This is a genomic window from Aeromonas sp. DSM 116730 (genome assembly GCF_046581335.1).
In the GTDB taxonomy this organism is placed as follows: domain Bacteria; phylum Pseudomonadota; class Gammaproteobacteria; order Enterobacterales; family Aeromonadaceae; genus Aeromonas; species Aeromonas rivipollensis.
The window spans coordinates 2,707,298-2,730,391 of record NZ_CP144265.1 but is presented as its reverse complement, the minus strand read 5'-3'; the positions used below and the strand labels follow the sequence as shown (position 1 = coordinate 2,730,391).

Here is a 23,094-nt window from a genome sequence, read left to right as displayed (position 1 = left end):
CAACTCCTTTGATACGGGGCAGTAGAAACGCAAAAAGGGAGCCCCGATCTCGGGGCTCCCGCAGGGAGAGCTTACAGCTTGTAATCTACGCCAGCGTAGACGGTGCGACCTTCCAGGATGAAGTCGGCGTCGGTGGCCACCTCATCACGCTTGGTGTTGGTGAGGTTGGTGATGCCGAGCTTGAAGTCCAGCGCCGGGGTGACAGTCCAGTTGGTGTTGACGTCCAGGGTCTGGTAGTGCTTGGAGGTGAACGCCTGGGAGTTGCGGGCCGGGACCTTGATCACCTGGCTGCCGACATATTGCCAGGCCAGGTTGGCGCTGACGAGCTCGCTCGCCTGCCAGTCCAGACCGAGGTTGCCGGTGTGATCCGGGGTCTTGGCCAGATCATCCCCAGTGCTCCTGTCCACTGAGTCCAGCAGGGTGAAGTTGCCGGTCAGCTTCACGTTGTCCAGCACGTCGACCCAGCCGGTCAGCTCCAGACCCTTGATGCGGGCCTCCTTGACGTTGAGGTAGGTCATCACGGTCGGACGGTAGCCCGGGCCCCACTGATCGCTCTGGATCAGATCCTCGATCTCGTTGTGGAAGCCGGTCACCCCGGCGCCGAAGCGCGCGGCCTCGTAGGCGGTGCCCAGCTCATAGCTGACGGCGGTTTCCGGCTTCAGATCCGGGTTGCCGATGACCTGGCAGGCGCCGCGGCAGGCGGTGGTGGAGAAGCCTTCGCTGGACTGGGCCAGGGTCGGGGCCTTGAACGCCTTGCCGGCGCCACCCTTGATCACCCACTCGTCGGTCAGGGTGTAGAGGGCGTAGGCGCGCGGGCTGAACTCGGTGCCATAGGTCTCGTGGTGATCCAGACGACCGGAGAGGGTCAGGGCCAGATCGCCGAAGCCGAACTCATCCTGCAGGTAGACGGCGCTCTGGGTCGCATCCACGCTGCCATTGGCGATGTTGCGGCTGTGCTCCAGCTCTGTCTTGCGCAGCTCGGCGCCTGAGGTGAGCAGGTGATCACCCAGGTAACCGCTGACCTGACCGTCCACCGTGTTGTTGGTCTGGGTGACATCGGCGGCGCCGCCATTGAGCTGGGAGTCATCCATCAGATCGATTTGTTCGAAGTAGTAACGAGCGCGGCTGTCGAAGTGCTCCCAACGGCCGTTGTGGGTCAGCCCCAGGCTCAGGCGATCCAGGTTCTGCACGTTGTGGGGGGTGGCCGGTGCGGTCGGGGCGCGGGGCACGTTGTTGAAGTAGCTGTCCATGTCGTTCTGGTTGTAACCCAGATCGAAGTCGATGTCCTGGTTGTCTGCCACCAGCCACTTCAGGCTGGTCAGCACGTTGACCACTTCCCGTTTTTCCAGCGCATCGGCGTCCGGGTTGTTGGACTGATCGCTCTTCCAGTTGTCGCGCTGATAGCCTTCCACCACCACGCTGCCCAGCAGCTTGTTGTCGATCAGGGCGCCGGAAACATAGGCGCTGGCCTGGTTGGCATCACCGCCATCACCCTCGGTGGGCATGCTGTGGGTGTAACCCACGGCGGCCTCGGTTTTCTCCTTGGCCTGGCGCAGGATCACGTTGACTACGCCGCCCAGGGCATCTGCCCCGTACAGGGAGGAGACGGGGCCACGGATCACCTCGATGCGCTCGATGGCGGCCATGGGGATGGAGCTCAAGTCGAAGTCGTTGCCGTAGGCGCTGCCCAGGGTCTCGCGGGCGTTGACCCGTTTGCCGTTGATCAGCAGCAGGGTGTAGTCACCCCCCATGCCGCGGATCTTGATCTCGTTGCGGCCGGTGGGGTTGGTGGAGACTATGTTGACCCCCGGCACGTGCTTGAGGGCATCGCCGATGTTGTTGACGTTCATCTTGTCCAGATCGGCACGGGTCACCACCGAGACGCTGGCCGGGGCGGACAGCTCGGTGTGCTTGGTCTGGGTGGCGGTGACCACCATGGTCTCGTTGGCCTTGACCGACTCTGCCAGGGCCAGGCCCGGTACGGCCAGCAGGCCGAGGGAGAGCAAAATCGGGTTCAAACGAAATACGCCATGCTGCAACTGCATTGTCAAAACTCCATGAATAAACAGAGGTTATGGGGTAGGGCGCTGTGGGCCCAAATGCTCACTGACTTCCTTGTCTGGCAGTACCAGAGGCAGGATTATTGTTATCTCTTGTTCGCTCCAGCCCCTGGATGAGGAACCAGACGCCGGCGCAGGCCAGCAGGCCGCAGCCGATGTTGATCCAGGCCAGGGTGGAGAAACCGTGCAAGGCGCCCCCCGCATCGGAGACCAGGTATCTGGCCGAAAGCAGGCTGCCGACCCCGGCCGCCACATTGGTGACAGTGCCCTGGAAGGACATGAAGGCGGCGCGCTGATGGGGGGCCGGAATGGCGGCGGTGACAGCGAGGGTGGTGCTGGCGCGGGCCGAGCTCAGGGCCATGAAGAGGGTAAACAACAGGTAGACGGGCAGGCCGAGCGGCATGGCGAAGCCGAGCAGGGTGACCAGGGCCAGCAACAGGCTGGTGAGCAGTATGGCGCCCTGGGCACGGCCCTGGTCTATCCAGACGCCGCACAGGCGCATGGTGGCCATGCTCGCGAGGCCGCCGCACAGATAGAGGGCGGCGATCTGCTCCCGCGGGAAGCCGAGGTTGAACTGGAAGTAGTTGGCAAAGTGCGGGATCAGCAGGAAGTGGCCGAACATCTGCAGGCAGAGGATGCACAGGGCCCCCTGACAGAGCGGCGAGCCCAGCAACTGGCGCAGCCCCTGGCCTTGCGGGGCTCGAGTCACCGGCAGTGAGGGCAGCAGCCGGGCGCAGAGCAGGGCCAGCAGCAGGCCGTTCGCACCAAACAGCAGGAAGGGGCTCTGCCAGCCGAGCCACTGGGCCAGCACCAGGGCGACGGGCACGATCAGGATGGCGGCAAGTGAAAACGCCATCCCCACGTAGGCGAGGCGGCGCCCGCGATCGCTTGGAGGCACCAGATCCAGCACGGCGGCCATCAGGATGGCGGCAAGGGGCCCGGCCACGCAGCCGGACAGGATGAAGAGCAGCAGCAGTTGCTGGCTGTCTTGCACCAGGGCGCAGGCCATCAGCAGCAGAAAACGCAAGGTGAGCAGCACCAGCAGGGCGGGTTTGCGATCGAAGCGGTCGAGCCAGGGAGCGGCGATAATACCCATGAGGGCGGCTCCCAGGGTGGCGCCGCCGCTGAAGTAACCGGTCTGCTCCGGGGCCATGCCGAGGCTTGTCACCAGGTCCGGCCCGAGGGGCATCACCATCATCATGCTACCCATGGAGAGCATGTTGATCAGCAGGGCCAGATGGATGGCTGCAGGGGAGGAGACGACAGGTTCTGGCTTCATCAGAGGCTGACTCGAAAAAATGAGTCCGAATTGTATCCGAGGGATATTGTTGTGACAACAAATGATAACCATTTTTATTTGTATTGAGTGGTCTCTCAATGAGTCTTTTATTTGGGCTCGAAAACGAGCCGGATAAGGACCTCCATGACACCGTCATGGGCCAGGCAGTTTGCTCTTTGCCGTTGCAATCGGGGCGCCATGGCCCATGATGGCAAGGAGTGATGAGAGAGACGCCATGAGAGACGGCAAAAGGGACGGCAAGAGGGACGGCAAGAGGGAGACGAGGATGAGAGCTTGGTGTTGGGTGCTCGGGTGCTGCGTGCTCTGGGCCTTGCCCCTGCGGGCCGAGGTGAAGGTCATACCGGTGTTTGAGGCAGAGGGGATGGTGCAGACCCTCAAGGAGCTATACCCCGAGCTTGGGGTCAGTGCCATGGGCAACCAGCTGGTACTGAGCGGGACGCCCGCCCAGTTGCAGGAGGCCGAGAGGGTGCTGGATAAGCTCAACCAGCCGCCCCAGAGCCTGCTTATCGAGTGGCGGGTGGCGGGGGCGTCCAGCAGCCGGCAGGCGGGGATAGGCATCGGCAATGACAACGCCAAACGGCAGTGGCTGCTGGAGGGGGGGGCCGAGGATTACCAGCGCACCCAGCAGGACAACTGGCAGGTGCGCGGCCTCTCGGGGCGGCCCGTGCTGCTGCAGATGGGCTCCTATCAGCCGGTCACCTTCTATCGCTGGCAGGGAGGTCGGGTGGTGGGCATGATGCCGCTGATAAGCGGCCTCTACGCCACCGCCACCCTGATAGGGGACAGGGTACAGATAGCGCTCAGCAGTGAGCAGGCCAGGCTTGAGCGCGGCGACATCAAGACCGGGCAGAGTGCCACCGAGGTGAGCGGCGCCCCGGGGCAGTGGCTGACGGTGGGGGAGCTCTCCACCAGCCAGGAGGGTCAGGGGGCTGCGCTCTCCAATCCGTCACGGGTCGGGGTGGCGAGCGGCAGCGAACGCCAGACCCTGCAGATCCGGGTCACTCGTCAATGAGGCGGACGACGGCGGCCATTAATGGGGTTGATCCCGGGTGTAATCCCGCAACTGGCGGCTCTTGAGCAGATACCAGAGCGCCCAGAGGCTGGCGACCAGCACCAGGGCGGTGGGCCAGCTAAATGACCACTTTTGCAGATTGAGGCTGTGCAGCTGCATCAGCAGACCGCTCGCGGTGGAGCAGAGCAACAGGCCCCGGCTGTGGCGTCTGAGCCAGGCGCGCAGGCTGTTAGTCTGCTGATAGGTGCCGCCAAAGGCGAGCAGTGCCAGCATGGCGGGCACGTCCGTCAGCAGGCTGATGTAGAGGCTCATCTTGTCCGGGTAGAAGAGGGTCAGGATGGCGCTGCCGCTCTCTCGGGTGACGCCGGCCATCAGAAACAGCCAGACCGAGCGGGTCAGCAAGAGGGCGATGGGCCAGAACCAGAGCGGCGGGCGCAGCTGGCCATGATCGTCATAGCGATGTTCGGGGTAGAGGGTCATAAGGCCCGTTCCGGGGTTGAACTATTGATGCAGGGGATATGGGGCGGGGGGCGGCCCTTTGCAAGGCGGGGGAATTAATCGGGGGGCCAGTGCCCCCCAATCTCTGCTCAGCTTGTCTGATGCCGGATGGCGTTACAGCCAGCCCTTGCGCTTGAAGAAGAGGCCGGTGCCGAGCGACGACATCACCATCAGCACCAGGGACATCTGATAGCCGTATTCCCAGGCGAGCTCCGGCATGCGGCCGAAGTTCATGCCGTAGATGCTGGCGATCAGGGTGGGGGGCAGGAAGATCACCGCGGCCACCGAGAAGATCTTGATCACCTTGTTCTGCTCCAGATTGGTCACCCCCATGGAGGCCTCCAGCTGGAAGTTGATCTTGTCGAACAGGAACTGGGTGTGGGGCAAGAGGGACTCCACGTCGTGCAGCATCTCGTCGATCCACTTGTTCTGCTCCCCTGTCATCCGCTGGCGCAGGCTGCGTTTCAGAAAGCGCAGGGCTCGGCGGGTATCGTGCAGGGAGAGACGGATCTGGCCGTTGGCCTCTTCCTGGGCCATCAGCTCCTTGAGCATGGAGTTGATCTGATCCGGCTCGAAGATCTGATCGGCGGTGTTCTCCAGGGTCTTGTAGCCATCTTCGATGAGGTCCGAGAGGTACTCCACCTTGAGGTTCTGCACCTCCAGCAGGATGTCGAGGGCGTTCTCCACCTCCAGCCTGTCCTGACGCATGTAGTGGCGCAGCAGGCGCACCAGGCCGATGTCATCCTCGCGAATGCTGATCAGCAGGTTGTTGCGCAGGGTAAAGGAGACGTGGACACCCTTGGTGTCGCGGCCGATCCGCTGGGGGAACAGGGAGTGGATGTGCAGACCATCTGTGTCCCAGTAGAAACGGGCGGAGGCCTCGATGTCGTCCAGCTCTTCCTTGTCGGGCACCTCTTCCAGGAAGAGGCCCGTCAACCATTCTCGCTCCGCCGTGTCCGGCTTGTAGGCATCCAGCCAGACGGTGTTGTCGGGGACTATGTCGTCCGGCCCGAGCGTGACTATGTCCAGCACCTTGTTATTGAGAATGTAGGCGGTGATCATCTGTCCCCCCTTAAGAAGTCGTGGGTAATCAGGGATGGTTGCACAGGTTCATGCGGCCCTAGATCGCACAGAAAGCGATCCCATGAAATAGCATAACGAGGCCGATGGACAACCTGAATGCGGCGAACTATACAGGGGCGAGCCCCGCTTGTCAGGGGCTATTCATCGGGGGTTCAGCCTGTTTGCTCAAAAAAACGGCGAGGTCGGAGCAGCTGTCCGGGCCGGCATAACCCGGCCCGGACGGGGGATTGCCGGGGGATAAATCGACCAGGATCCCTGGGATCACATATTGGGGTAGTTCGGCCCGGATCCTCCTTGAGGCGGGGTCCAGGCGATGTTCTGGGGCTGAGCATCCTTGATGTCAGGCCCCAGCCCGAACCGCGCCGGTCACATATTGGGATAGTTGGGGCCGGAGCCTCCCTGGGGCGGGGTCCAGACGATATTTTGGCTGGGATCCTTGATGTCACAGGTCTTGCAGTGAATACAGTTGGCCGCGTTGATCTGCAAGCGAGGCTGGCCCTCCGCCTCCGGGATCTCGGTCTCAATGATCTCAAAGACGCCGGCCGGGCAGTAGCGCTGGGCGGGCTCCGCCCAGGTGGGCAGGTTGACAGTCACCGGAATGCGCTCGTCCTGGAGCCTCAGGTGGCATGGCTGATCCTCGTCGTGGCTGGTGTTGGCCAGGTACACCGAAGAGAGCTTGTCAAAGCTGAGTCGCCCGTCCGGCTTGGGGTAGTCGATGGGCTGGCAGCGGCTGGCCAGGCGCAGTTGGCGGTAGTCCGGCTCCTTGTCCATCAGGGTAAAAGGAGAGGCGCGGGCAAACAGCCGTTGCTCCAGCCAGTTGAAGGCGCCGCCGAGCCAGGGGCCGAAGCGGTGCAGGGCGGCGCCGAAGTTGCGGGCAGCGATCAACTCCCGGGCCAGCCAGCTCTGTTGCAGCGCATCGCCATACTCGGCGAGATCCCGCCCGCCTTCATCGCCGCCGCGCAGGCTCATGGCGACAGTGCCGGCCGCCAGCATGCCGGACTTCATGGCGGTGTGAATGCCCTTGATGCGGGAGAAATCCAGGGTGCCCGCATCGCAGCCGATGAGCAGGCCGCCGGGGAAATGCATGCGGGGCAGGGAGTGCCAGCCCCCCTTGGTGATGGCCCGGGCGCCGTAGCTGATGCGCTCCCCCCCCTGCAAGGTCTGTGCGATGAGAGGGTGGTGCTTGAGGCGCTGGAACTCGTCGAACGGACTGAGCCAGGGATTCTGGTAGTTGAGATCGACGATGAGGCCGACCGCCACCTGGTTGTCCGCCAGGTGATAGAGATAAAAGCCCCCCTGACTCTTGCTGCCTCTCTGCTCCCCGAGCGGCCAGCCGCTGCCGTGCAGCACGCGGCCGGGATGAGACTGGCTGGCGGGCACCTGCCACAGCTCCTTGAAGCCGATGGCATAGTGCTGGGGTTGGTGCTGGGCGGTGTTTTCCAGACGGAATTGGGCGATCAGCTGCTTGCCGAGGTGGCCGCGGGCCCCCTCGGCGAACAGGGTGTAGCGGCCATAGAGCGCCATGCCGGGCACGTGATCCGCCTTGGGGTTGCCCTCTTTGTCGAGACCCAGATCCCCTGTCAGCACCCCTCTTATCCTGCTCTCTTCCACTATGAGTTCGCTCGCCGCGAAGCCGGGGTAGATCTCGACCCCGAGCGCCTCGGCCTCCCGGGCGAGCCAGCGGCAGAGGTTGCCGAGGCTGATGATGTGGCAGCCGTCGTTGTGCATCCGCGGAGGCACAGCCCAGTTGGGCAGTTGCAGGGCGCGTGACGCGCTTTGCAGCAGATGGACCTGATCATCTGTTACCGGTACGCCGAGGGGCGCCTCTTGCCAGCGCGCCGGCAGCAGCTCCTTGAGGGCGACGGGATCGAGCAGGGCGCCGGAGAGCAGATGGGCGCCCACTTCCGCCCCCTTCTCCAGCAGACAGACCGAGAGAGCCGGGGCCTGCTGCTTCAATGCGATTGCGGCACTGAGGCCAGCCGGGCCGCCACCGACGATGACGACATCAAATTCCATTGCTTCGCGTTCCATCTTGCCTCTGCGCTCGACTTGGCCTAGGGTAGTGCTGGTAGTTTACGTAAACGTAAACCATTTTGTCAGCATAAAAGTGTGAGAGTGCAAAATGGATTCACTCAACCGATACGAGGGATGACCGCCATGAAGCTGCTGGTCGCTGTCAAACGGGTCGTTGATTTCAACGTCAAGATCCGGGTCAAGAGCGATGGCTCCGATGTGGAGCTCGCCAATGTGAAGATGGGCATCAACCCGTTTTGTGAGATCGCGGTGGAGGAGGGAGTGAGGCTGCGCGAAACCGGGGTGGCCACCGAGCTGGTGGTGGTGACCCTGGGCCCCGAGGTGGCGGCCGAACAGCTGCGCCATGCCCTGGCGCTGGGGGCGGATCGGGCCCTGCACTATGTCACCGACGAGACCCTGACCCCGCTCACCGTGGCTCGCGCCTTGCAAAAGGTGTGCGAGCGGGAGCAGCCCAGCCTGGTGCTGCTCGGCAAGCAGTCCATCGACTCTGACAACAACCAGGTCGGCCAGATGCTCTCGGCCCTCTGCGACTGGCCGCTCGCCACCTTCGCCTCTGCCATCAAGCTGGTGGAGGGGGAGCTGCAGGTGACCCGCGAGATAGACGGCGGTCTCGAGACCCTCGGTATGGGGCTGCCCGCCGTGGTGACGGTGGACCTGCGCCTGAACGAACCTCGCTTTGCCTCGCTCCCCAACATCATGAAGGCCAAGCGCAAACCGATTGAGAGCGCCCCCTTTGCGGCCCTTGGGGTCGAGCCCGCCGGTCAGACCCGGCTGCTCAGGGTGATGGCGCCTGCCCCCCGGCGCGCCGGCATCAGGGTGGGCTCGGTGGACGAGTTGCTGGACAGGCTCAAGAACGAAGCCAAGGTGATCCCATGAACGCATGTCGGGTCACGGCCTATCTCGCGGGCCAGTTGGCTGCCGCCAGCGGGCGCGTTGGCGAACAGGCAGGAACAACAACGGACGACATCAAGGTGCTGCCATGAGCGTACTCATTATTGCCGAACATCATCAGGGCCAGCTGGCGGACAGCGCCGCCCGTCTGGTCACGGCGGCGACCCGGCTCGACGCCGAGGTCCACCTGCTGCTGCTGGGCCAGGGGCTGGCGGAGGCGGGGGAGCAGGCGGCCTCCTTGCAGGGGGTCACCCGGGTGCTGCTGGCCGAACATCCCATGCTGGCGGAAGGGCTCAATGACGGGATCGATCGGCTGCTGGCCCCCGTGGTGCGGGATTATCAGCACTGCCTGATGGCGGCGAGCAGCCACGGCAAGGATCTGCTGCCACGGGTGGCGGCCAGGCTGGGGGTGGAGATGATCTCCGAGGTGACGGATATAGAGGGGCCGGATACCTTCCTGCGCCCCCTCTATGCGGGCAACGCCATTGCCCGGGTGGCGAGCACGGCGCCCGTCAAGGTGCTCAGCATACGGGCATCGGCCTTCCCTTGCGCCGAGAGCGGGGGGGCTGAGGCCAGGGTCGAGCACCTTCCCGTCCCCGAGCTGGCCTGCCGCACCCGCCTCATCGAGCGGCGCGCTGTGCGATCCGCACGGCCTGAGCTTGGCGCGGCGCGGGTGGTGGTCTCAGGCGGGCGGGCGCTCGGCTCCAAGGCGCAGTTTGCCCTGATTGACGCCCTGGCCGACAAGCTGGGGGCCGCGGTCGGGGCCTCTCGGGCCGCGGTGGACGCGGGTTTTGTCGCCAACGATCTGCAGGTGGGCCAGACCGGCAAGATAGTGGCCCCCGAGCTTTACATCGCCATCGGCATCTCGGGGGCCATCCAGCACCTGGCGGGGATGAAGGAGTCCAAGGTGATAGTCGCCATCAACAAGGACCCGGAAGCCCCCATCTTCCAGGTGGCGGACTATGGCCTGGTGGGGGATCTCTTCACCCTGCTGCCGGAGCTCACCGCCAAGCTGTAAATTTGCCAAAAAGGGGCACAGGAAGCCATCTGTGCTGTCTCGCCCCCGTTTCCATGCATGTTCTCTGCAAGCCCTGGCCCGTTCAGGGCTTTTTCCATGGTGTCGGTGTCGGCCATGGGGGCAAAAGGTTGCGCCAGATCCCAAAAAGCCTTTGCCCCCACGGGGGCCTGTCGTGTAAAAACATTCAAGTCATCGATCACTCTCATCCATTCACGGAAAGCGTCATGAGCAAACAGATTTACAACTTCTGCGCCGGCCCCGCCATGTTGCCGGTTGAAGTCATGGAGCGCGCCCAGCGCGAATTTTGTAATTTCCAGGGGCTGGGAGCCTCGGTCATGGAGCTCTCCCATCGCGGCAAGCCCTATATGGCGGTCGCCGAGAAGGCCGAAGCCGATCTGCGTGACTTGCTGGCGGTGCCGGACAACTACAAGGTGTTGTTCATGCACGGCGGCGGTCGCGGCCAGTTCTCTGCCGTGCCCATGAACCTGCTCGGCGGCGCCAACAAGAAGGCGGATTATCTGCTGACCGGCGTCTGGGCCCAGAGCGCCGTGGATGAGGCCCAGAAATACGGGGACATCCAGACCTTCCAGGGGGTGGCGAAGAACGAGCAGGGGATAAGCCACCTGCTGCCGACCCCGGCGTTTCGCGCCGATGCGGCCTATGTGCACTACTGCCCGAACGAAACCATAGATGGCATAGAGATGTTCGACATCCCGGCCACCGGTGAGGTGCCCCTGGTGGCGGATCTCTCCTCCACCATCCTCTCCCGTCCCATCGACGTGAGCCGCTTCGGCATCCTCTACGCCGGTGCCCAGAAGAACATAGGCCCGTCGGGTCTGGCCATCGCCATAGTGCGGGACGACCTGCTGAACCAGGCGAGAGCCGACGTGCCCTCGATCTTTGACTACCAGCTCACCGCCAAGAACGACTCCATGTTCAACACCCCGCCCACCTACGCCTGGTATCTGGCCGGCCTGGTGTTCGAGTGGCTCAAAGAACAGGGCGGGCTGGAGGCGATGGAGGCGCGCAACAAGGCGAAGGCCGATTTCCTCTACGGCTACCTCGACGACTCCAGCTTCTACGGCAACAAGGTGGACCTGGCCTGCCGCTCCCGCATGAACGTGCCCTTCCAGCTCAAGAACGAGGCCCTGGACAAGCAGTTCCTGGCGGAGTCGGAAGCGGCCGGTCTGCTGGCGCTCAAGGGGCACCGCATCGTCGGCGGCATGCGTGCCAGCCTCTACAACGCCATGCCGCTGGAAGGGGTCAAGGCCCTGGTGAGCTTTATGGATGGCTTTGCCAAGCGCCACGGCTGAGCCGCCGCTCACGCGCTGGCTGCGACGCCGTGATCAAGGCTCATGTGCTGCGCGGAACCTCATTGATGGGTATCAACTCCGGTTCCTGTGCTGCGCTTCACCTTGCTGACGACCTCTCGCGACAGAGCGTGAACAGCCAGGGTATTGCCGTTGATGCAAGGCGCCGGGGACTCCCCGGCGTCTGTTTTTCCAGAAGATCCTGACCGCCAGCCCGGCTGCCCCGGTTTTGTGCCACAGACGGTCTTGCCGCGCGGGGCGCGGGCTGTTAACGTCCGGTCAGGTGATTTACTTGAGATTGCACAGGAAGTCTATGAATTCGTTGCGTTTGGAACCCATTTCTAGCGTGGCCGGGGTGGTCAATCTGCCTGGCTCCAAAAGTGTCTCTAACCGAGCCCTGCTGCTGGCAGCCCTGGCACGGGGCACTACCCGGCTGACCAACCTGCTCGACAGCGATGACATCCGCCACATGCTGGCGGCGCTGACCCAGCTCGGGGTCAAGTACAAGCTCTCCGCCGACAAGACAGAGTGCACAGTGCATGGCCTGGGTCGCAGCTTTGCGGTATCGGCACCGGTCAACCTCTTCCTCGGCAACGCCGGCACCGCCATGCGCCCGCTCTGTGCGGCGCTCTGTCTGGGCTCCGGTGAGTACATGCTGGGTGGCGAGCCGCGCATGGAAGAGCGTCCCATCGGTCATCTGGTGGATGCCCTGCGCGAAGCGGGTGCCCATATCCAGTACCTGAAAAAAGATGGCTATCCGCCCCTGGTGGTGGATGCCAAGGGTCTGTGGGGCGGCGACGTGCACGTCGACGGCTCCGTCTCCAGCCAGTTCCTGACGGCGTTTTTGATGGCGGCCCCCATGGCGGCTGGCGACACCCGCATCCACATCAAGGGGGAGCTGGTCTCCAAGCCCTACATCGACATCACACTGCACATCATGAAGCAGTTCGGTGTGGTCATCGAGCACGACGACTACAAGGTGTTCTACATCAAGGGCAACCAGACCTATGTCAGCCCCGGTGATTTCCTGGTGGAAGGGGACGCCTCCAGCGCCTCCTACTTCCTCGCGGCGGGGGCCATCAAGGGCAAGGTGCGGGTCACCGGCATCGGCAAGCACAGCATCCAGGGGGACATCCACTTCGCCGACGTGCTTGAGAAGATGGGCGCCCGCATCACCTGGGGTGACGACTTCATCGAGGCCGAGCAGGCACCGCTGCACGGCGTCGACATGGACATGAACCACATCCCGGATGCGGCCATGACCATAGCCGTCGCGGCGCTGTTTGCGAAGGGGCCCACCGCCATTCGCAACATCTACAACTGGCGGGTGAAGGAGACGGATCGCCTGCACGCCATGGCGACCGAGCTGCGCAAGCTGGGCGTGGAAGTGGAGGAGGGGCACGACTTCATCGTCGTCACTCCGCCGGAGCAGCTCAAGCACGCCGAGATCGATACCTACAACGATCACCGCATCGCCATGTGCTTCTCCCTGGTGGCGCTGTCCGATACTGCGGTCACCATCAATGATCCGGGCTGTACCTCCAAGACCTTCCCGGACTACTTCACCAAGCTGGCCAGCATCAGCCAGGCTTAAGTCCATCGGGCCCGCCTTGTGCGGGCCCGTTCGTTTCTGCCTCCCGCCTTCTTCCCCGGTTTGCCAACACCCTTAGCAGCATTATCCAAACTTGCAAGGTGTGCCGATAAAATTCCTTGTAGAAGAATGTAATTTTCTATTTACACCGTCCCGGTCGCGGGCTAGATTGAAGTTTCTTCATCGCAGTCATTTAGCAGGAAACTTGGTCATGCAGCATCAAACCGACGACGTTCGTATCAGTGAAATCAAAGAGTTATTGCCCCCGGTTGCGGTGCTTGAGAAGTTTCCGGCGACCGAGACCGCATCAAATACAGTGTTTGAATCCCGTCAGGCCATCCATCAGATCCTGGCCGGTGAAGATCAGCGCCTGCTGGTGGTGATAGGTCCCTGCTCCATCCACGATCCGGTTGCCGCGCTGGAATACGGCAAGCGCCTCAAGACCTTGCGCGACGAGCTCAAGGGCCAGCTGGAAATCGTGATGCGGGTCTACTTCGAGAAGCCGCGCACCACAGTGGGCTGGAAGGGGCTGATCAACGACCCCTACCTCGACAACAGTTGCCAGATCAACGACGGCCTGCGCCTGGGTCGCAAGCTGCTGCTGGATCTCAACGACATGGGGCTGCCGACCGCCTCCGAGTTCCTCGACATGATCACTCCGCAATACGTGGCGGATCTGATGAGCTGGGGTGCCATCGGGGCCCGCACCACCGAATCCCAGGTGCACCGCGAGCTGGCCTCAGGTCTCTCCTGCCCGGTGGGCTTCAAGAACGGCACCGACGGCACCATCAAGGTGGCCATCGATGCCATCGGCGCCGCCAGCGCCCCGCACCACTTCCTGTCGGTGACCAAGTACGGTCACTCCGCCATCGTCTCGACCGCCGGCAACCCGGATTGTCACATCATACTGCGCGGTGGCCGCGAGCCGAACTACAGCGCCGCCCACGTGGATGATGTGGTGAAGGGGCTGGACAAGGCCGGTCTGCCCCAGAAGGTGATGATCGACTTCAGCCACGCCAACAGCAGCAAGCAGTTCAAGAACCAGATGCTGGTGGCCGAGGATGTGGCCGGTCAGCTGCGCGCCGGCAGCAAGGCGGTGTTTGGCGTCATGGTGGAGAGCCACCTGGTGGAGGGTCGCCAGGATCTGGTGGAAGGGTGCGAACTCACCTTCGGTCAGAGCATCACCGACGCCTGCATCGGCTGGGCCGATACCGAGGTGCTGCTGCGCAATCTGGCCGATGCCGTCGCCACCCGCAACGCACTCTGAGGCCGGGGCGGGGATGCCCCGCTCACGGCAATAAAAAAGCGCGACCCCAGGGTCGCGCTTTTTGTTGGCTCAGGAAGAGGGGCTTACTTGGCCCGCTCCTGATGACCACGGAGGCGGATGTTGATCATCTCCACCACCAGCGAGAAGGCCATGGCGAAGTAGATGTAGCCCTTCGGAATGTGCATGTCCAGCCCCTCGCCGACCAGGGCGACCCCGACCAGGATCAGGAAGGCGAGCGCCAGCATCTTGATGGTGGGGTGCTCGTCGACGAAGTCACCTATGGCCTTGGCGGCAAACATCATGACGCCGACGGCGATCATGATGGCCAGCACCATGACGGGCACGTGATCCGCCATGCCGACCGCAGTGATGACGGAGTCCAGGCTGAAGATGATGTCGAGGATGGCGATCTGCACCAGTGTCGACATGAAGCCGGCGGTCTTGCTCACCATGCCGGGCTCCTCGGCGGCGCCCTCCAGGCTCTGGTGGATCTCGTGGGTACTCTTGGCGATGAGGAACAGGCCTCCCACCAGCAGGATGAGATCCCGGCCCGAGATGGCTTCATCCAGCATGCTGAACAGCGGCTCGGTGAGGCGCATCACCCAGGCCAGGGAGAGCAGCAGCAGGATGCGGGTGCCCATGGCAAGCCCCAGCCCCAGGATCCTCGCCTTCTGGCGCTGAGCCTCCGGCAGTCGCCCCACCAGGATGGAGATAAAGATGATGTTGTCGATGCCCAGCACGATCTCGAGCAGGGTCAGGGTGGCGAGCGCCACCCAGGCTGAGGGGTCAGCAATCCATTCCAGCATGATTGAACCTTGGTTGAATAATTTGAAGCAGCGCATTCTAGCAGGGGGTTATGGCTTGTCCCAGTAGCGCGAAAAGATAAAAATGGCAGCCATCCAACGGGAGGAAAACATGTTTCGATTAGGGCTCATCATCAACCCCATCGCCGGCATTGGCGGTGCGGTCGGTCTCAAGGGCAGCGACGGCATGGTGGCCGAGGCGCTGGCGCGGGGCGCCATGCCCAAGGCCCGGGAGCGGGCCCGTCAGGCCCTTCTGCCCCTGTGCTCGCTCACAGACCAGTTCGAGCTGCTGACGGTGGCGGGAGAGATGGGGGAGACGCTCGCCGCCGAGCTGCATTTGCCTCACCGCATCCTCTACCAGCCCGCCGGGGCCCAGACGTGCGCCGAGGATACCCGGGCCGCCGCCCTGGCCCTGCGCGAAGCCGGGGTGGATCTGCTGCTCTTTGCCGGTGGGGATGGCACCGCCCGGGACATCTGCGCGGCTGTGGGGGAGTCCTGCCATGTGCTCGGCATCCCGGCGGGGTGCAAGATCCACTCCGGTGTCTACGGTGTGACCCCGACGGCGAGCGGCCGGGTGGCGGCGCGGATGATCGCAGGGGAGCTGCTGAGCCTGGTGGATGCCGAGGTGATGGACATCGACGAAGAGGCGTTTCGGGCGGGCAAGGTGCGCGCCCGCCACTACGGCCAGCTGCTGGTGCCCGGGGATCTGCGTTACGTCCAGGCGGTCAAGCAGGGCGGGCGGGAGTCCGAGGAGCTGGTGCTCGCCGATCTCGCCGCCGGCGTGGTGGAGCAGATGGAGCCTGACACCCTCTATCTGATGGGGTCGGGGAGCACAGTGGCCGCCTGCATGGCGGAGCTGGGTCTGGAAAATACCTTGCTCGGTGTGGATCTGGTGGAAAATGGCCAACTTATCGGGCAGGATCTCAGCGCCGCCGAGATCCTGACCCGGATCCGCGGTCGTCGCTGCCGCCTGATCATTACCCTGATCGGTGGTCAGGGACATCTGTTCGGGCGCGGAAATCAGCAACTGAGTCCAGAGGTGATCCGGGCCGTCGGGCGAGACCATATTCAGGTGCTCGCCACCAAGTCCAAGCTGGCGGCCCTCGAGGGTCGTCCGCTGCTGGTGGATACCGATGACCCGGCACTGAACCGGTCGTTACGTGGTTATCTGCGCATAACCACGGGATACAAGGATCAGGTCATCTACCCGGTGGCCAACCCGGAATAGGACATCAAGGATGCGGCTGGCCTGGCGCCAGAGAGCCGCGATCAACCGGATCGCGGTTCCACTCCCCGAATTTTTTGCCGGCAATCCCGGAAATGAGGCTGCGTTAAATGACGATTCACGATTTTGAACACAAGTTGTTGGGACTGATCGACGCCATGGTCGCCACGGCCAGCGAGGACGAGCTGTTTGCGGGCGGCTACCTGCGGGGTCATATCTCGCTCGCGGTGGCGCGCGCCGAGCTGGAGGGCAAGACGCTGGTGCGGGACGTAAAGAGCTATGTGCTGCGCAGCCTGAACGAGGCCATCTTGCAGGGGGAGCTCTCCGAGCAGGATGAGGTGCTGGTACAAGCCATGTGGAAGCGGCTGCAGCAGCAGGCGGAAGCTTGATCCCATTCGCAATTCAAACAGAAGTTTAAGTAATCTGCTTCCCTGAGTGTTATCAAAAGGTTAATAATGAGGCTCGCCTTTTGTTTCAGGGATTAAACTATGGCCTCCACCTCACGCATTGCCACCAAACTGCCGCTCGAGATGCTCTATCACTGGGAGCGGCAGTGTCCCGACCGGATCTATCTTCGCCAGACCATCAACCGCGAATACGTCGACTTCACCTGGGGTGAGGTCGCCGACGAGGCGCGCCGCATGGTGACGGCACTGCGTGCCTTGGGGCTGGTCCCGGGGGACAAGGTGGCCCTGCTCTCCAAGAATTGCGCAGAGTGGTTCATCGCCGATCTCGCCATGCAGATGGGGCAGTACGTGAGCGTGCCCATCTACCCGACCGCCAACGTCGACACCATCGAATACGTGCTGCGCCACAGCGAGGCCAAGGCCATCTTCGTCGGCAAGCTGGACGACTGGAAGAGCCAGGAGGCGGGGGTGCCCGCGGATCTGCTGCGCATAGCGCTGCCCTATGACACCATGCCGGCCGCCCACCAGTGGGACGCGCTGCTCGATGCCCACGAGCCCATCCCGGACAGCCCGGTGCAGGCACCGGATGCCCTGCTGAGCCTGGTCTACACCTCGGGCAGCACCGGCAAGCCCAAGGGCGCCATGCTGAGCGTGGAGCGCTACGCCTGGTCCTGCGAGAAGCTGGTGGAGGCAGTCTCCCTGACGGCCGCGGATCGCGGCTTCTCCTACCTGCCGCTCGCCCACATCACCGAGCGGGTCTACATCTACGGCGGCAGCCTGTTCAGCGGTGCCACCATCGCCTTCCCCGAGTCCCTCGATACCTTCATCGAGGACGTCAAGCGCTGCCGACCCACCGTCTTCATCTCGGTGCCGCGGCTGTGGGCCATGTTCCGCATCAAGATCCACGAGAAGTTGCCCCAGAAGAAGCTGGCGCTGCTGCTCAAGATCCCGCTCATCTCGGGTCTCATCAAGAGCAAGCTGCAAAAGGGGCTGGGGCTGGATCAGGCGCGGGTGCTGGGCTGCGGCTCGGCCCCGGTGGCCCCGGCGCTGCTCGAGTGGTATCACAGCATAGGCATCGAGATCACCGAGGCCTGGGGCATGACCGAGAACCACGCCTACTCCACCCTCAACTACCCCTTCCGGGCGGACAAGATAGGCACTGTGGGCAAGGCGGGCCCCGGGGTGACCCTCAAGATCTCAGACGAGGGGGAGATCCTCTGCCGCTGCGACGGCATGATGCTGGGCTACTACAAGGATCCCGAGCACAGCGCCGAGGCCATCGACGCCGAGGGCTGGCTCCACACCGGTGACATGGGCAAGCTGGACAGGGAGGGCTACCTCACCATCACTGGCCGCATGAAGGACGTGTTCAAGACCGCCAAGGGCAAGTACGTGGCGCCCGTGCCCATCGAGGGGATGCTGGGGCAGGAGCCCATCATAGAGCAGCTGTGCGTCATCGGTTACGGCATGCCGCAACCGGTCGCCCTGGTGCAACTGGCCGAGAGCGCCATGAAGGGGGACAGGGGGGCGGTCGATGCCCAGCTGGAGGCCGCCCTGACCCGGGTCAACGGCCAGCTCGAATCCCATGCCCGCCTGCGCGGCATCCTGGTGGTCAAGAGCCCCTGGAATATCGAGAACGGGGTGCTGACCCCCACCATGAAGATCCGCCGCCACCTGCTGGAGCAAAAGTACGCGGACATAGGCGAGCGCTGGTCCGGTGCCAGGACCATCATCTGGGAGTCCTGACAGGGGCGTGCACTAGTTGGAATATCAATGAGATCAGGGGAGCTAGCGGCTCCCCTGATACATACTGGGCGCAAATCAGCGCGTCGAGGCCAGTGCAGACCCATGATCCGGGGTGCCTGGCAGGGGGCAAAAGTATTTGGAAAATTAATGCAAAAAGGGGAGCCAGTGGCTCCCCTAATACATTCCGGCGCCGGATCAGACCGCCAGATACTCCAGCTGGACGGATCCCAGGGCCTTGAGGGTCGACTGGGCCGAATCCCGCTGGCTGATCTGGCCATCCTTGCTCTCCAAGAGCACGGCGCGGCGCACCGAGGCGAGCTCCTCGCCATTGAGCACCGCATGGGCGCAGGCCATCTGCATGGGGGGCAGGCTTGGGTTGAAGGCGGCGTTCTCGGCGTAGCGACCGCAGAAGATGTGGCCATCCTCGAACTGCAGCGCCACAGCGGCATAGCCCTGGCTGTAGGGGGCATAGCTCTGGCGGGCGGCGGCCAGCGCGGCCTGCCACAGGGGGTCGTCGCTCTCGAGCACCAGCTCGTCGTGGGCCTGGGGGCTCATCAGGGCATCGGTGATTTCCAGATCGGCGGGGCCGAAGGAGTGGGGCAGGAAGGACTGCAGCTCGCTCAAGTCGTCCGGCAGGGAGACTTTCAGGGTCTTGGCGGTGCTCAGCTCGTTCATGAACTGGCGGCAGTGACCGCAAGGGGTGTAGTTGACGGTGATTTCACTGATCCCGGTCTCGCCGCCGAGCCAGGCGTTGGAGATGGCGGACTGCTCGGCGTGCACCGAGTGGAACAGCCCCTGACCGGCAAACTCCATGTTGGCGCCAAAATACCAGCTGCCGCTCAGGCCGCAGGCGATGGCGCCGACGAAGAACTTGGAGATGGGAGCGACCGAGCAGGCGGCCGCCAGCGGCAGCAGGGCCAGGCGCAGGGCCCGATCGTCGAGCCCGGTGGCGGCTTTCAGCGTCGCCACCTGCTCAGGGGTAAAACGGGCCTGGAAATCGTCCCCCAGCATGGGCAGCAGGGCGGCCTGGAGCGGGGCGGAAAGGGTCTCGAACGGCTTGGCAAAGCGGGGATGCATACTGTGTCCTCAAAGGCCAATTGGGGGGCCATTGTAGGGAGCAAGCGCGGCTAAATGTGTGAGCGCGCTCACGCCTTGATGGGCAAAGGGCCGGGGATGGTAAAGGAAACGTTTGTCTTTCGCAATCTGTGCGCTTGCTCGCAGCATCAGGGGCATGGCGGTGTCATATGGACTTCTTGAAGGGGCAAAGAGGCCATGGCCGCAGGGGGCGGCCATGGCAGAGGGCGTGGCGCCGGGCTCAGGTCAGCCAGTGATAGAGGGCAAACAGCAGGGGGGCGACGGCGGCGGTCAGCACGCCGCACACCACCATGGCGAGCGACGAGAAGGCCCCCTGGGTGACCCCCTGCTCGGCGGAGGCGGCGGTGCCGATGGCGTGGGCGCAGGCCCCCATGGCGAGCCCCTGGGCCTCGGGGTCGGTCACCCGCATCAGCCTGAGCAGGGGATAGCCTATCAGGGCCCCCAATATCCCCACCACCACCACCACGGCGGCGGCGATGGCGGGAATGCCGCCGAGGGACTGGCTGACGCTCATGGCGAGCGGCGTGGTGATGGACTTGGTGGCGATGGAGGCGAGCAGGGTCGGATCCGCCCCCATCAGGTGGCCAATGCCCAAGGTGGTGCAGACCGAGATGAGCACAGAGGTGAGGGTGCAGAGGACGATGGGCTTGAGCTTGTCCCGGATCTGGCGGGCCTGCTGATAGAGGGGCAGCGCCAGCGCCACCACGGCGGGCTCCAGCAGGGCAGTGATGGGGGCGGTACCCTGCTGGTACTGATCCAGCGGCAGATCCAGCCAGAGCAGCAGGCCTATGATGACGGCGGTGGGGATCAGCACCGGATTGATGACGGGCCAGGGCAGGCGGCGGTAGAGGGCCCGGGTCATAAAATAGAGCGCCAGGGTCAGGGGAATGGCCAACCAGAACATCATTGTCTGTTCATCCTCTGGTAGAGATGGCCGACGGCGCCCAGGATCAGCACTATGCCGAGCACGACGCAGAGCATGATGAGGCCGAAGGATTGACGCAGGGGCTCGAGCCAGGCCACCAGACCGACGGCGACCGGCACGAACAGGACCCCCATGTGACGCAGCAGCAGGCCGCCCCCCTGCTCGACCCAGGAGAAGCGGATCAGCTGCAAAGAGAGCAGCACGAACAGCAGCAGCATGCCGATGATGCTGCCGGGGAAGGCGAAGGGCAGCAAGGCGGCCAGGACCTTGCCCGCCAGCAGGCAGGCGATGATGACTAGAAAATCACGAAGGTAGCGCAAGGCGCGTTGCAACAACACGGGGGCCTCATCTTGGCAACTGTGAGCGAGGTCGCAGTTTAACAGGCACGGGGGGCATGGAACAGGGTCAACTGACCCACAGGGGATACAATGGCCCCGGCATCATCCCCATTCACAAGAAGGAGCTCCCATGTCGTACCCCTCTTTCCTGGCCAGATTGCGCCAGTTGCCCGCCGATCCCGCCCTGCCTCCCCAACTGCTGCAAACCCGTCAGTGGGACGGCCCCCTGTGTCGGGTGAGGCTGGACAATACCGGGTCCAGTCCCGAGGCTGTTCGCCACTGGCGGTTGTTTGAGGGGGTGCTTGGCCTCTCTCCCGATGCGGCCATCTACGGAGAGGGGTTCCAGATGCTGGCCCAGACCATGGGCAGCTGGCAGGCCCCCGAGCCGGTGGGCCGCTGCCCCGACGCCAGCGTCTATCGTATCACCGAGGACGACGGCTATCACACCGTCCACAACCTGCTGCTGGTGGCCTGCGAGGGGGGCTGGCTGCTGCTGGCGTTCGCGAGCTGCCACCGCTTCGGCGGCGAGTTCCGCCTCTATCCGGACGGCCGCCTGGAGATAGTGATGAACGCCGAAGGGCGCACCCTCGCACCCGGCCAGCACTGGCAGAGCGAGGCGCTGATCTGCCTGGAGGGGCCGGACAGGGAGGCCCTGCTGGGGTCGCTGGCGGACTATATCGAGGCCGAACACCCTTCGCTGGTGGCGGACCTGGCCGCGCGCCCGAGTGGCTGGTGCTCCTGGTATCACTACTATGCGGACGTGAGCGCCGCCGATATTCGCGAGAACCTGGCGGTGCGGGCGATGCGCTTCCCGGCCCTGCGTTACGTGCAGATAGATGACGGCTATCAGGCCAGGATGGGGGACTGGCTCACCCCTTCATCCAAGTTCGAGCAGGGGGTGGCAACCCTGGCCGGGGAGATCCGCGTCGCTGGCTGCGAGCCCGCGCTCTGGGTCGCCCCCTTCATCGCCGAGCCCGGCTCCGACGTGTTCCAGCAGCACCCTGACTGGTTCGTGAAGGGGGAGGATGGCCTGCCGCTGCCTTCTGAGCGGGTCACCTACGGCGGTTGGCGCTGCACCCCCTGGTATGTGCTGGACGGCACCCATCCCGAGGTACAGGCCCACCTCGAGCAGGTGTTTCGCACCCTGCGCGAGCAGTGGGGCATCCACTACTTCAAGCTGGATGCCAACTTCTGGGGCGCCATCCACGGGGGCAGCTTCCATGACCCCGCCGCCACCCGGGTCGAGGCCTATAGACGTGGCATGGCCGCCGTGCTGCGCGGGGCCGGGGAGGGGGCCTTCCTGCTCGGCTGCAACGCCCCGATCTGGCCTAGCCTTGGCCTGGTACACGGCATGCGGGTGAGCGATGACGTGGAGCGCCAGGGCCCCCGTTTTCGCCAGATAGCGCGGGAAGCCTTCTGCCGCGCCTGGCAGAACGACCGGCTCTGGGCGCTGGATCCCGACTGTGTCTGCCTGCGGGATATCCCTGGCCAGCACGCCAGCGAGTCCGAGTATCAGTTCCACCTGGCCGCCCTGGTGGCGAGCGGCGGCATGGTGCTGGCCGGCGACCGGCTGCAGGATCTGGACGAGGTGCAGGGGATGCACCTTGGCAAGCTGCTGGCCCTGTGCGCGGCGCGCACCCCGGCTGCCCGTTTCGATGACATGGGGTTTGGCCGCGGCCGGGTGGCCCTGCCCGGGGGCGGCGAGCTGCTCTGCCTGTTCAACTGGGGCGAGCATGCTGCACAGTTTGAGCTGCCAGCAGGGGGCACGGATTTCTGGGACGACACTGCCCTGGGAGAGACGCAGGAACTGGCGGGGGGCCAGGGGCGGGTGATCCGCTACTCCTGAATGCCGCACTCAGCAAAAAGGCTCCCTCGGGAGCCTTTTTATCGGGTGGGGTTGACCCCTAGAAGTGCCACTCCATCCCTATGGCGTAATTGGCGGAGCCATAACCCGGGATCTCGTTGCTGGAGGCGAGTGCCTTGAGGGTCAGACGGGCGCCCAAGGGAATGCCGAGCCCCATGCCGATGGCGACCTCGTCGCTCTGATCCCCCATCATGTCGACCCGCAGGGTGCGATAGAGGGAGAGATCCTGGCTCATCTGGGCATAGATCTGGGACGACTTGTTGTAGAGCTGACCGAAGATCTCCATCTGGAAGCCGTTCTGGGGCGTGATGGCCAGGGGAATGCCGGCGAAGCGATAGAGATCCGAGTGGTTGAAATAGCTGTTGGTGATCTGGGGGGTGAAGTCGGTCTGCTGATAGAGGGTGCTAAAGTTGCGCTCGATCAGCTGATAGGTCTGCTCCGGCAGACGCAGCAGGTAGTCCGGCACCTCGAAACGTACCCCGGCCAGGGTGGCCTGGGGCAGCAAGGCACAGACGACAAGGGTGAGAGCAGGCAGTGCTGAACGCATATAACGAAAGATCCCCAACAGTCGAGGCGCGGCATCCATGCCGGCAGCGCATGTAATCATCAAACTATCAGGAGCTTGGC

Annotated in this window: 19 protein-coding genes and 1 pseudogene; 10 read left to right on the top strand and 10 right to left on the bottom strand. The window is 63.9% G+C overall.

Annotated features, from left to right (window positions below):
* Window positions 1–71: 71 nt before the first annotated feature.
* Together Aeroheme_RS12425 and Aeroheme_RS12420 are read right to left on the bottom strand one after the other, a co-directional pair.
* Entirely contained in the window at window positions 72–2,045 is a 1,974-nt protein-coding gene (locus tag Aeroheme_RS12425; RefSeq protein ID WP_289983026.1) for a siderophore amonabactin TonB-dependent receptor, read from the bottom strand.
* Window positions 2,046–2,103: 58 nt separating this feature from the next.
* Window positions 2,104–3,339 (bottom strand): MFS transporter, encoded by a 1,236-nt coding sequence (locus Aeroheme_RS12420; RefSeq protein ID WP_411165940.1) that lies wholly within the window; start codon window positions 3,337–3,339, stop codon window positions 2,104–2,106.
* A 286-nt stretch (window positions 3,340–3,625) separates the two neighbouring features.
* On the opposite strand from Aeroheme_RS12420, the gene Aeroheme_RS12415 reads away from it, so the two are divergent.
* On the top strand, window positions 3,626–4,372 hold the full coding sequence (locus Aeroheme_RS12415; RefSeq protein WP_163137025.1) for a hypothetical protein: 747 nt from the start codon (window positions 3,626–3,628) through the stop codon (window positions 4,370–4,372).
* Between the two features lie 18 nt (window positions 4,373–4,390).
* Here Aeroheme_RS12415 and Aeroheme_RS12410 read toward each other — a convergent pair whose 3' ends face one another.
* The 3 genes and pseudogenes from Aeroheme_RS12410 to Aeroheme_RS12400 form a co-directional block, all read right to left on the bottom strand.
* The gene (locus Aeroheme_RS12410) at window positions 4,391–4,852 is read right to left on the bottom strand and encodes a DUF2919 domain-containing protein (RefSeq protein ID WP_106887046.1); all 462 of its coding nucleotides are present in this window, start codon (window positions 4,850–4,852) and stop codon (window positions 4,391–4,393) included.
* A 132-nt stretch (window positions 4,853–4,984) separates the two neighbouring features.
* On the bottom strand, window positions 4,985–5,932 hold the full coding sequence (gene corA, locus Aeroheme_RS12405) for a magnesium/cobalt transporter CorA (RefSeq protein ID WP_005332981.1): 948 nt from the start codon (window positions 5,930–5,932) through the stop codon (window positions 4,985–4,987).
* Between the two features lie 282 nt (window positions 5,933–6,214).
* Window positions 6,215–7,984 (bottom strand): annotated as a pseudogene (locus tag Aeroheme_RS12400) (electron transfer flavoprotein-ubiquinone oxidoreductase).
* A 126-nt stretch (window positions 7,985–8,110) separates the two neighbouring features.
* Here Aeroheme_RS12400 and Aeroheme_RS12395 point away from each other — a divergent pair.
* The 5 genes from Aeroheme_RS12395 (at window position 8,111) to aroG (ending at window position 14,064) form a co-directional block, all read left to right on the top strand.
* Window positions 8,111–8,863: an electron transfer flavoprotein subunit beta/FixA family protein gene (locus tag Aeroheme_RS12395; protein ID WP_411165939.1), complete on the top strand. Its 753-nt coding sequence runs from the start codon at window positions 8,111–8,113 to the stop codon at window positions 8,861–8,863.
* 103 nt (window positions 8,864–8,966) lie between these two features.
* Complete coding sequence (locus tag Aeroheme_RS12390; protein WP_411165938.1) at window positions 8,967–9,896, top strand: electron transfer flavoprotein subunit alpha/FixB family protein; 930 nt, start codon at window positions 8,967–8,969, stop codon at window positions 9,894–9,896.
* 224 nt (window positions 9,897–10,120) lie between these two features.
* A complete protein-coding gene (serC, locus tag Aeroheme_RS12385) occupies window positions 10,121–11,209 on the top strand; it encodes a 3-phosphoserine/phosphohydroxythreonine transaminase (protein WP_392417191.1) in 1,089 nt (362 codons plus the stop codon).
* Window positions 11,210–11,519: 310 nt separating this feature from the next.
* A complete protein-coding gene (gene aroA, locus Aeroheme_RS12380; protein ID WP_408846881.1) occupies window positions 11,520–12,800 on the top strand; it encodes a 3-phosphoshikimate 1-carboxyvinyltransferase in 1,281 nt (426 codons plus the stop codon).
* A gap of 208 nt (window positions 12,801–13,008) precedes the next feature.
* The gene (aroG, locus tag Aeroheme_RS12375; RefSeq protein ID WP_411165937.1) at window positions 13,009–14,064 is read left to right on the top strand and encodes a 3-deoxy-7-phosphoheptulonate synthase AroG; all 1,056 of its coding nucleotides are present in this window, start codon (window positions 13,009–13,011) and stop codon (window positions 14,062–14,064) included.
* 83 nt (window positions 14,065–14,147) lie between these two features.
* On the opposite strand, the gene Aeroheme_RS12370 is transcribed toward aroG, so the two are convergent.
* The gene (locus Aeroheme_RS12370) at window positions 14,148–14,870 is read right to left on the bottom strand and encodes a TerC family protein (RefSeq protein ID WP_404835121.1); all 723 of its coding nucleotides are present in this window, start codon (window positions 14,868–14,870) and stop codon (window positions 14,148–14,150) included.
* Between the two features lie 109 nt (window positions 14,871–14,979).
* On the opposite strand from Aeroheme_RS12370, the gene Aeroheme_RS12365 reads away from it, so the two are divergent.
* From Aeroheme_RS12365 to Aeroheme_RS12355, 3 genes are all read left to right on the top strand, one after another.
* A complete protein-coding gene (locus Aeroheme_RS12365) occupies window positions 14,980–16,095 on the top strand; it encodes an ATP-NAD kinase family protein (protein ID WP_163137017.1) in 1,116 nt (371 codons plus the stop codon).
* 107 nt (window positions 16,096–16,202) lie between these two features.
* On the top strand, window positions 16,203–16,481 hold the full coding sequence (locus tag Aeroheme_RS12360; RefSeq protein ID WP_111910930.1) for a YfcL family protein: 279 nt from the start codon (window positions 16,203–16,205) through the stop codon (window positions 16,479–16,481).
* Between the two features lie 99 nt (window positions 16,482–16,580).
* On the top strand, window positions 16,581–18,245 hold the full coding sequence (locus tag Aeroheme_RS12355; RefSeq protein ID WP_411165936.1) for an AMP-binding protein: 1,665 nt from the start codon (window positions 16,581–16,583) through the stop codon (window positions 18,243–18,245).
* 195 nt (window positions 18,246–18,440) lie between these two features.
* Here Aeroheme_RS12355 and cdd read toward each other — a convergent pair whose 3' ends face one another.
* The 3 genes from cdd to Aeroheme_RS12340 all read right to left on the bottom strand — a co-directional run bounded on the left by cdd (window position 18,441) and on the right by Aeroheme_RS12340 (window position 20,603).
* A complete protein-coding gene (gene cdd / locus Aeroheme_RS12350) occupies window positions 18,441–19,322 on the bottom strand; it encodes a cytidine deaminase (protein ID WP_411165935.1) in 882 nt (293 codons plus the stop codon).
* 238 nt (window positions 19,323–19,560) lie between these two features.
* On the bottom strand, window positions 19,561–20,247 hold the full coding sequence (locus Aeroheme_RS12345) for an LrgB family protein (RefSeq protein WP_368169471.1): 687 nt from the start codon (window positions 20,245–20,247) through the stop codon (window positions 19,561–19,563).
* Window positions 20,244–20,603 (bottom strand): CidA/LrgA family protein, encoded by a 360-nt coding sequence (locus Aeroheme_RS12340; RefSeq protein WP_106887037.1) that lies wholly within the window; start codon window positions 20,601–20,603, stop codon window positions 20,244–20,246. Before Aeroheme_RS12340 ends, Aeroheme_RS12345 begins: the two co-directional genes overlap by 4 nt.
* Window positions 20,604–20,733: 130 nt before the next feature.
* Between Aeroheme_RS12340 and Aeroheme_RS12335 the strand changes: the two genes are divergently transcribed.
* Window positions 20,734–22,449 carry a glycoside hydrolase family 36 protein gene (locus Aeroheme_RS12335; protein WP_411165934.1) on the top strand — a complete coding sequence of 572 codons (1,716 nt, stop codon included), beginning with the start codon at window positions 20,734–20,736 and terminating at the stop codon, window positions 22,447–22,449.
* Window positions 22,450–22,507: 58 nt separating this feature from the next.
* Here the strand turns inward: Aeroheme_RS12335 and Aeroheme_RS12330 are convergent, their stop codons facing one another.
* A complete protein-coding gene (locus tag Aeroheme_RS12330; RefSeq protein WP_163137013.1) occupies window positions 22,508–23,014 on the bottom strand; it encodes a hypothetical protein in 507 nt (168 codons plus the stop codon).
* Window positions 23,015–23,094: the final 80 nt, after the last annotated feature.

Bases quoted from the DNA above. Each gene is read 5' to 3' on its own strand.
- Aeroheme_RS12365 (WP_163137017.1), top strand. From the start codon at position 14,980: ATGTTTCGATTAGGGCTCATCATCAACCCCATCGCCGGCATTGGCGGT.
- serC (WP_392417191.1), top strand. From the start codon at position 10,121: ATGAGCAAACAGATTTACAACTTCTGCGCCGGCCCCGCCATGTTGCCG.
- cdd (WP_411165935.1), bottom strand. From the start codon at position 19,322: ATGCATCCCCGCTTTGCCAAGCCGTTCGAGACCCTTTCCGCCCCGCTC.
- Aeroheme_RS12420 (WP_411165940.1), bottom strand. From the start codon at position 3,339: ATGAAGCCAGAACCTGTCGTCTCCTCCCCTGCAGCCATCCATCTGGCC.
- Aeroheme_RS12390 (WP_411165938.1), top strand. From the start codon at position 8,967: ATGAGCGTACTCATTATTGCCGAACATCATCAGGGCCAGCTGGCGGAC.
- Aeroheme_RS12345 (WP_368169471.1), bottom strand. From the start codon at position 20,247: ATGATGTTCTGGTTGGCCATTCCCCTGACCCTGGCGCTCTATTTTATG.
- Aeroheme_RS12395 (WP_411165939.1), top strand. From the start codon at position 8,111: ATGAAGCTGCTGGTCGCTGTCAAACGGGTCGTTGATTTCAACGTCAAG.
- aroA (WP_408846881.1), top strand. From the start codon at position 11,520: ATGAATTCGTTGCGTTTGGAACCCATTTCTAGCGTGGCCGGGGTGGTC.
- Aeroheme_RS12330 (WP_163137013.1), bottom strand. From the start codon at position 23,014: ATGCGTTCAGCACTGCCTGCTCTCACCCTTGTCGTCTGTGCCTTGCTG.
- Aeroheme_RS12360 (WP_111910930.1), top strand. From the start codon at position 16,203: ATGACGATTCACGATTTTGAACACAAGTTGTTGGGACTGATCGACGCC.
- Aeroheme_RS12410 (WP_106887046.1), bottom strand. From the start codon at position 4,852: ATGACCCTCTACCCCGAACATCGCTATGACGATCATGGCCAGCTGCGC.
- Aeroheme_RS12370 (WP_404835121.1), bottom strand. From the start codon at position 14,870: ATGCTGGAATGGATTGCTGACCCCTCAGCCTGGGTGGCGCTCGCCACC.
- Aeroheme_RS12355 (WP_411165936.1), top strand. From the start codon at position 16,581: ATGGCCTCCACCTCACGCATTGCCACCAAACTGCCGCTCGAGATGCTC.
- Aeroheme_RS12425 (WP_289983026.1), bottom strand. From the start codon at position 2,045: ATGCAGTTGCAGCATGGCGTATTTCGTTTGAACCCGATTTTGCTCTCC.
- Aeroheme_RS12335 (WP_411165934.1), top strand. From the start codon at position 20,734: ATGTCGTACCCCTCTTTCCTGGCCAGATTGCGCCAGTTGCCCGCCGAT.
- corA (WP_005332981.1), bottom strand. From the start codon at position 5,932: ATGATCACCGCCTACATTCTCAATAACAAGGTGCTGGACATAGTCACG.
- aroG (WP_411165937.1), top strand. From the start codon at position 13,009: ATGCAGCATCAAACCGACGACGTTCGTATCAGTGAAATCAAAGAGTTA.
- Aeroheme_RS12415 (WP_163137025.1), top strand. From the start codon at position 3,626: ATGAGAGCTTGGTGTTGGGTGCTCGGGTGCTGCGTGCTCTGGGCCTTG.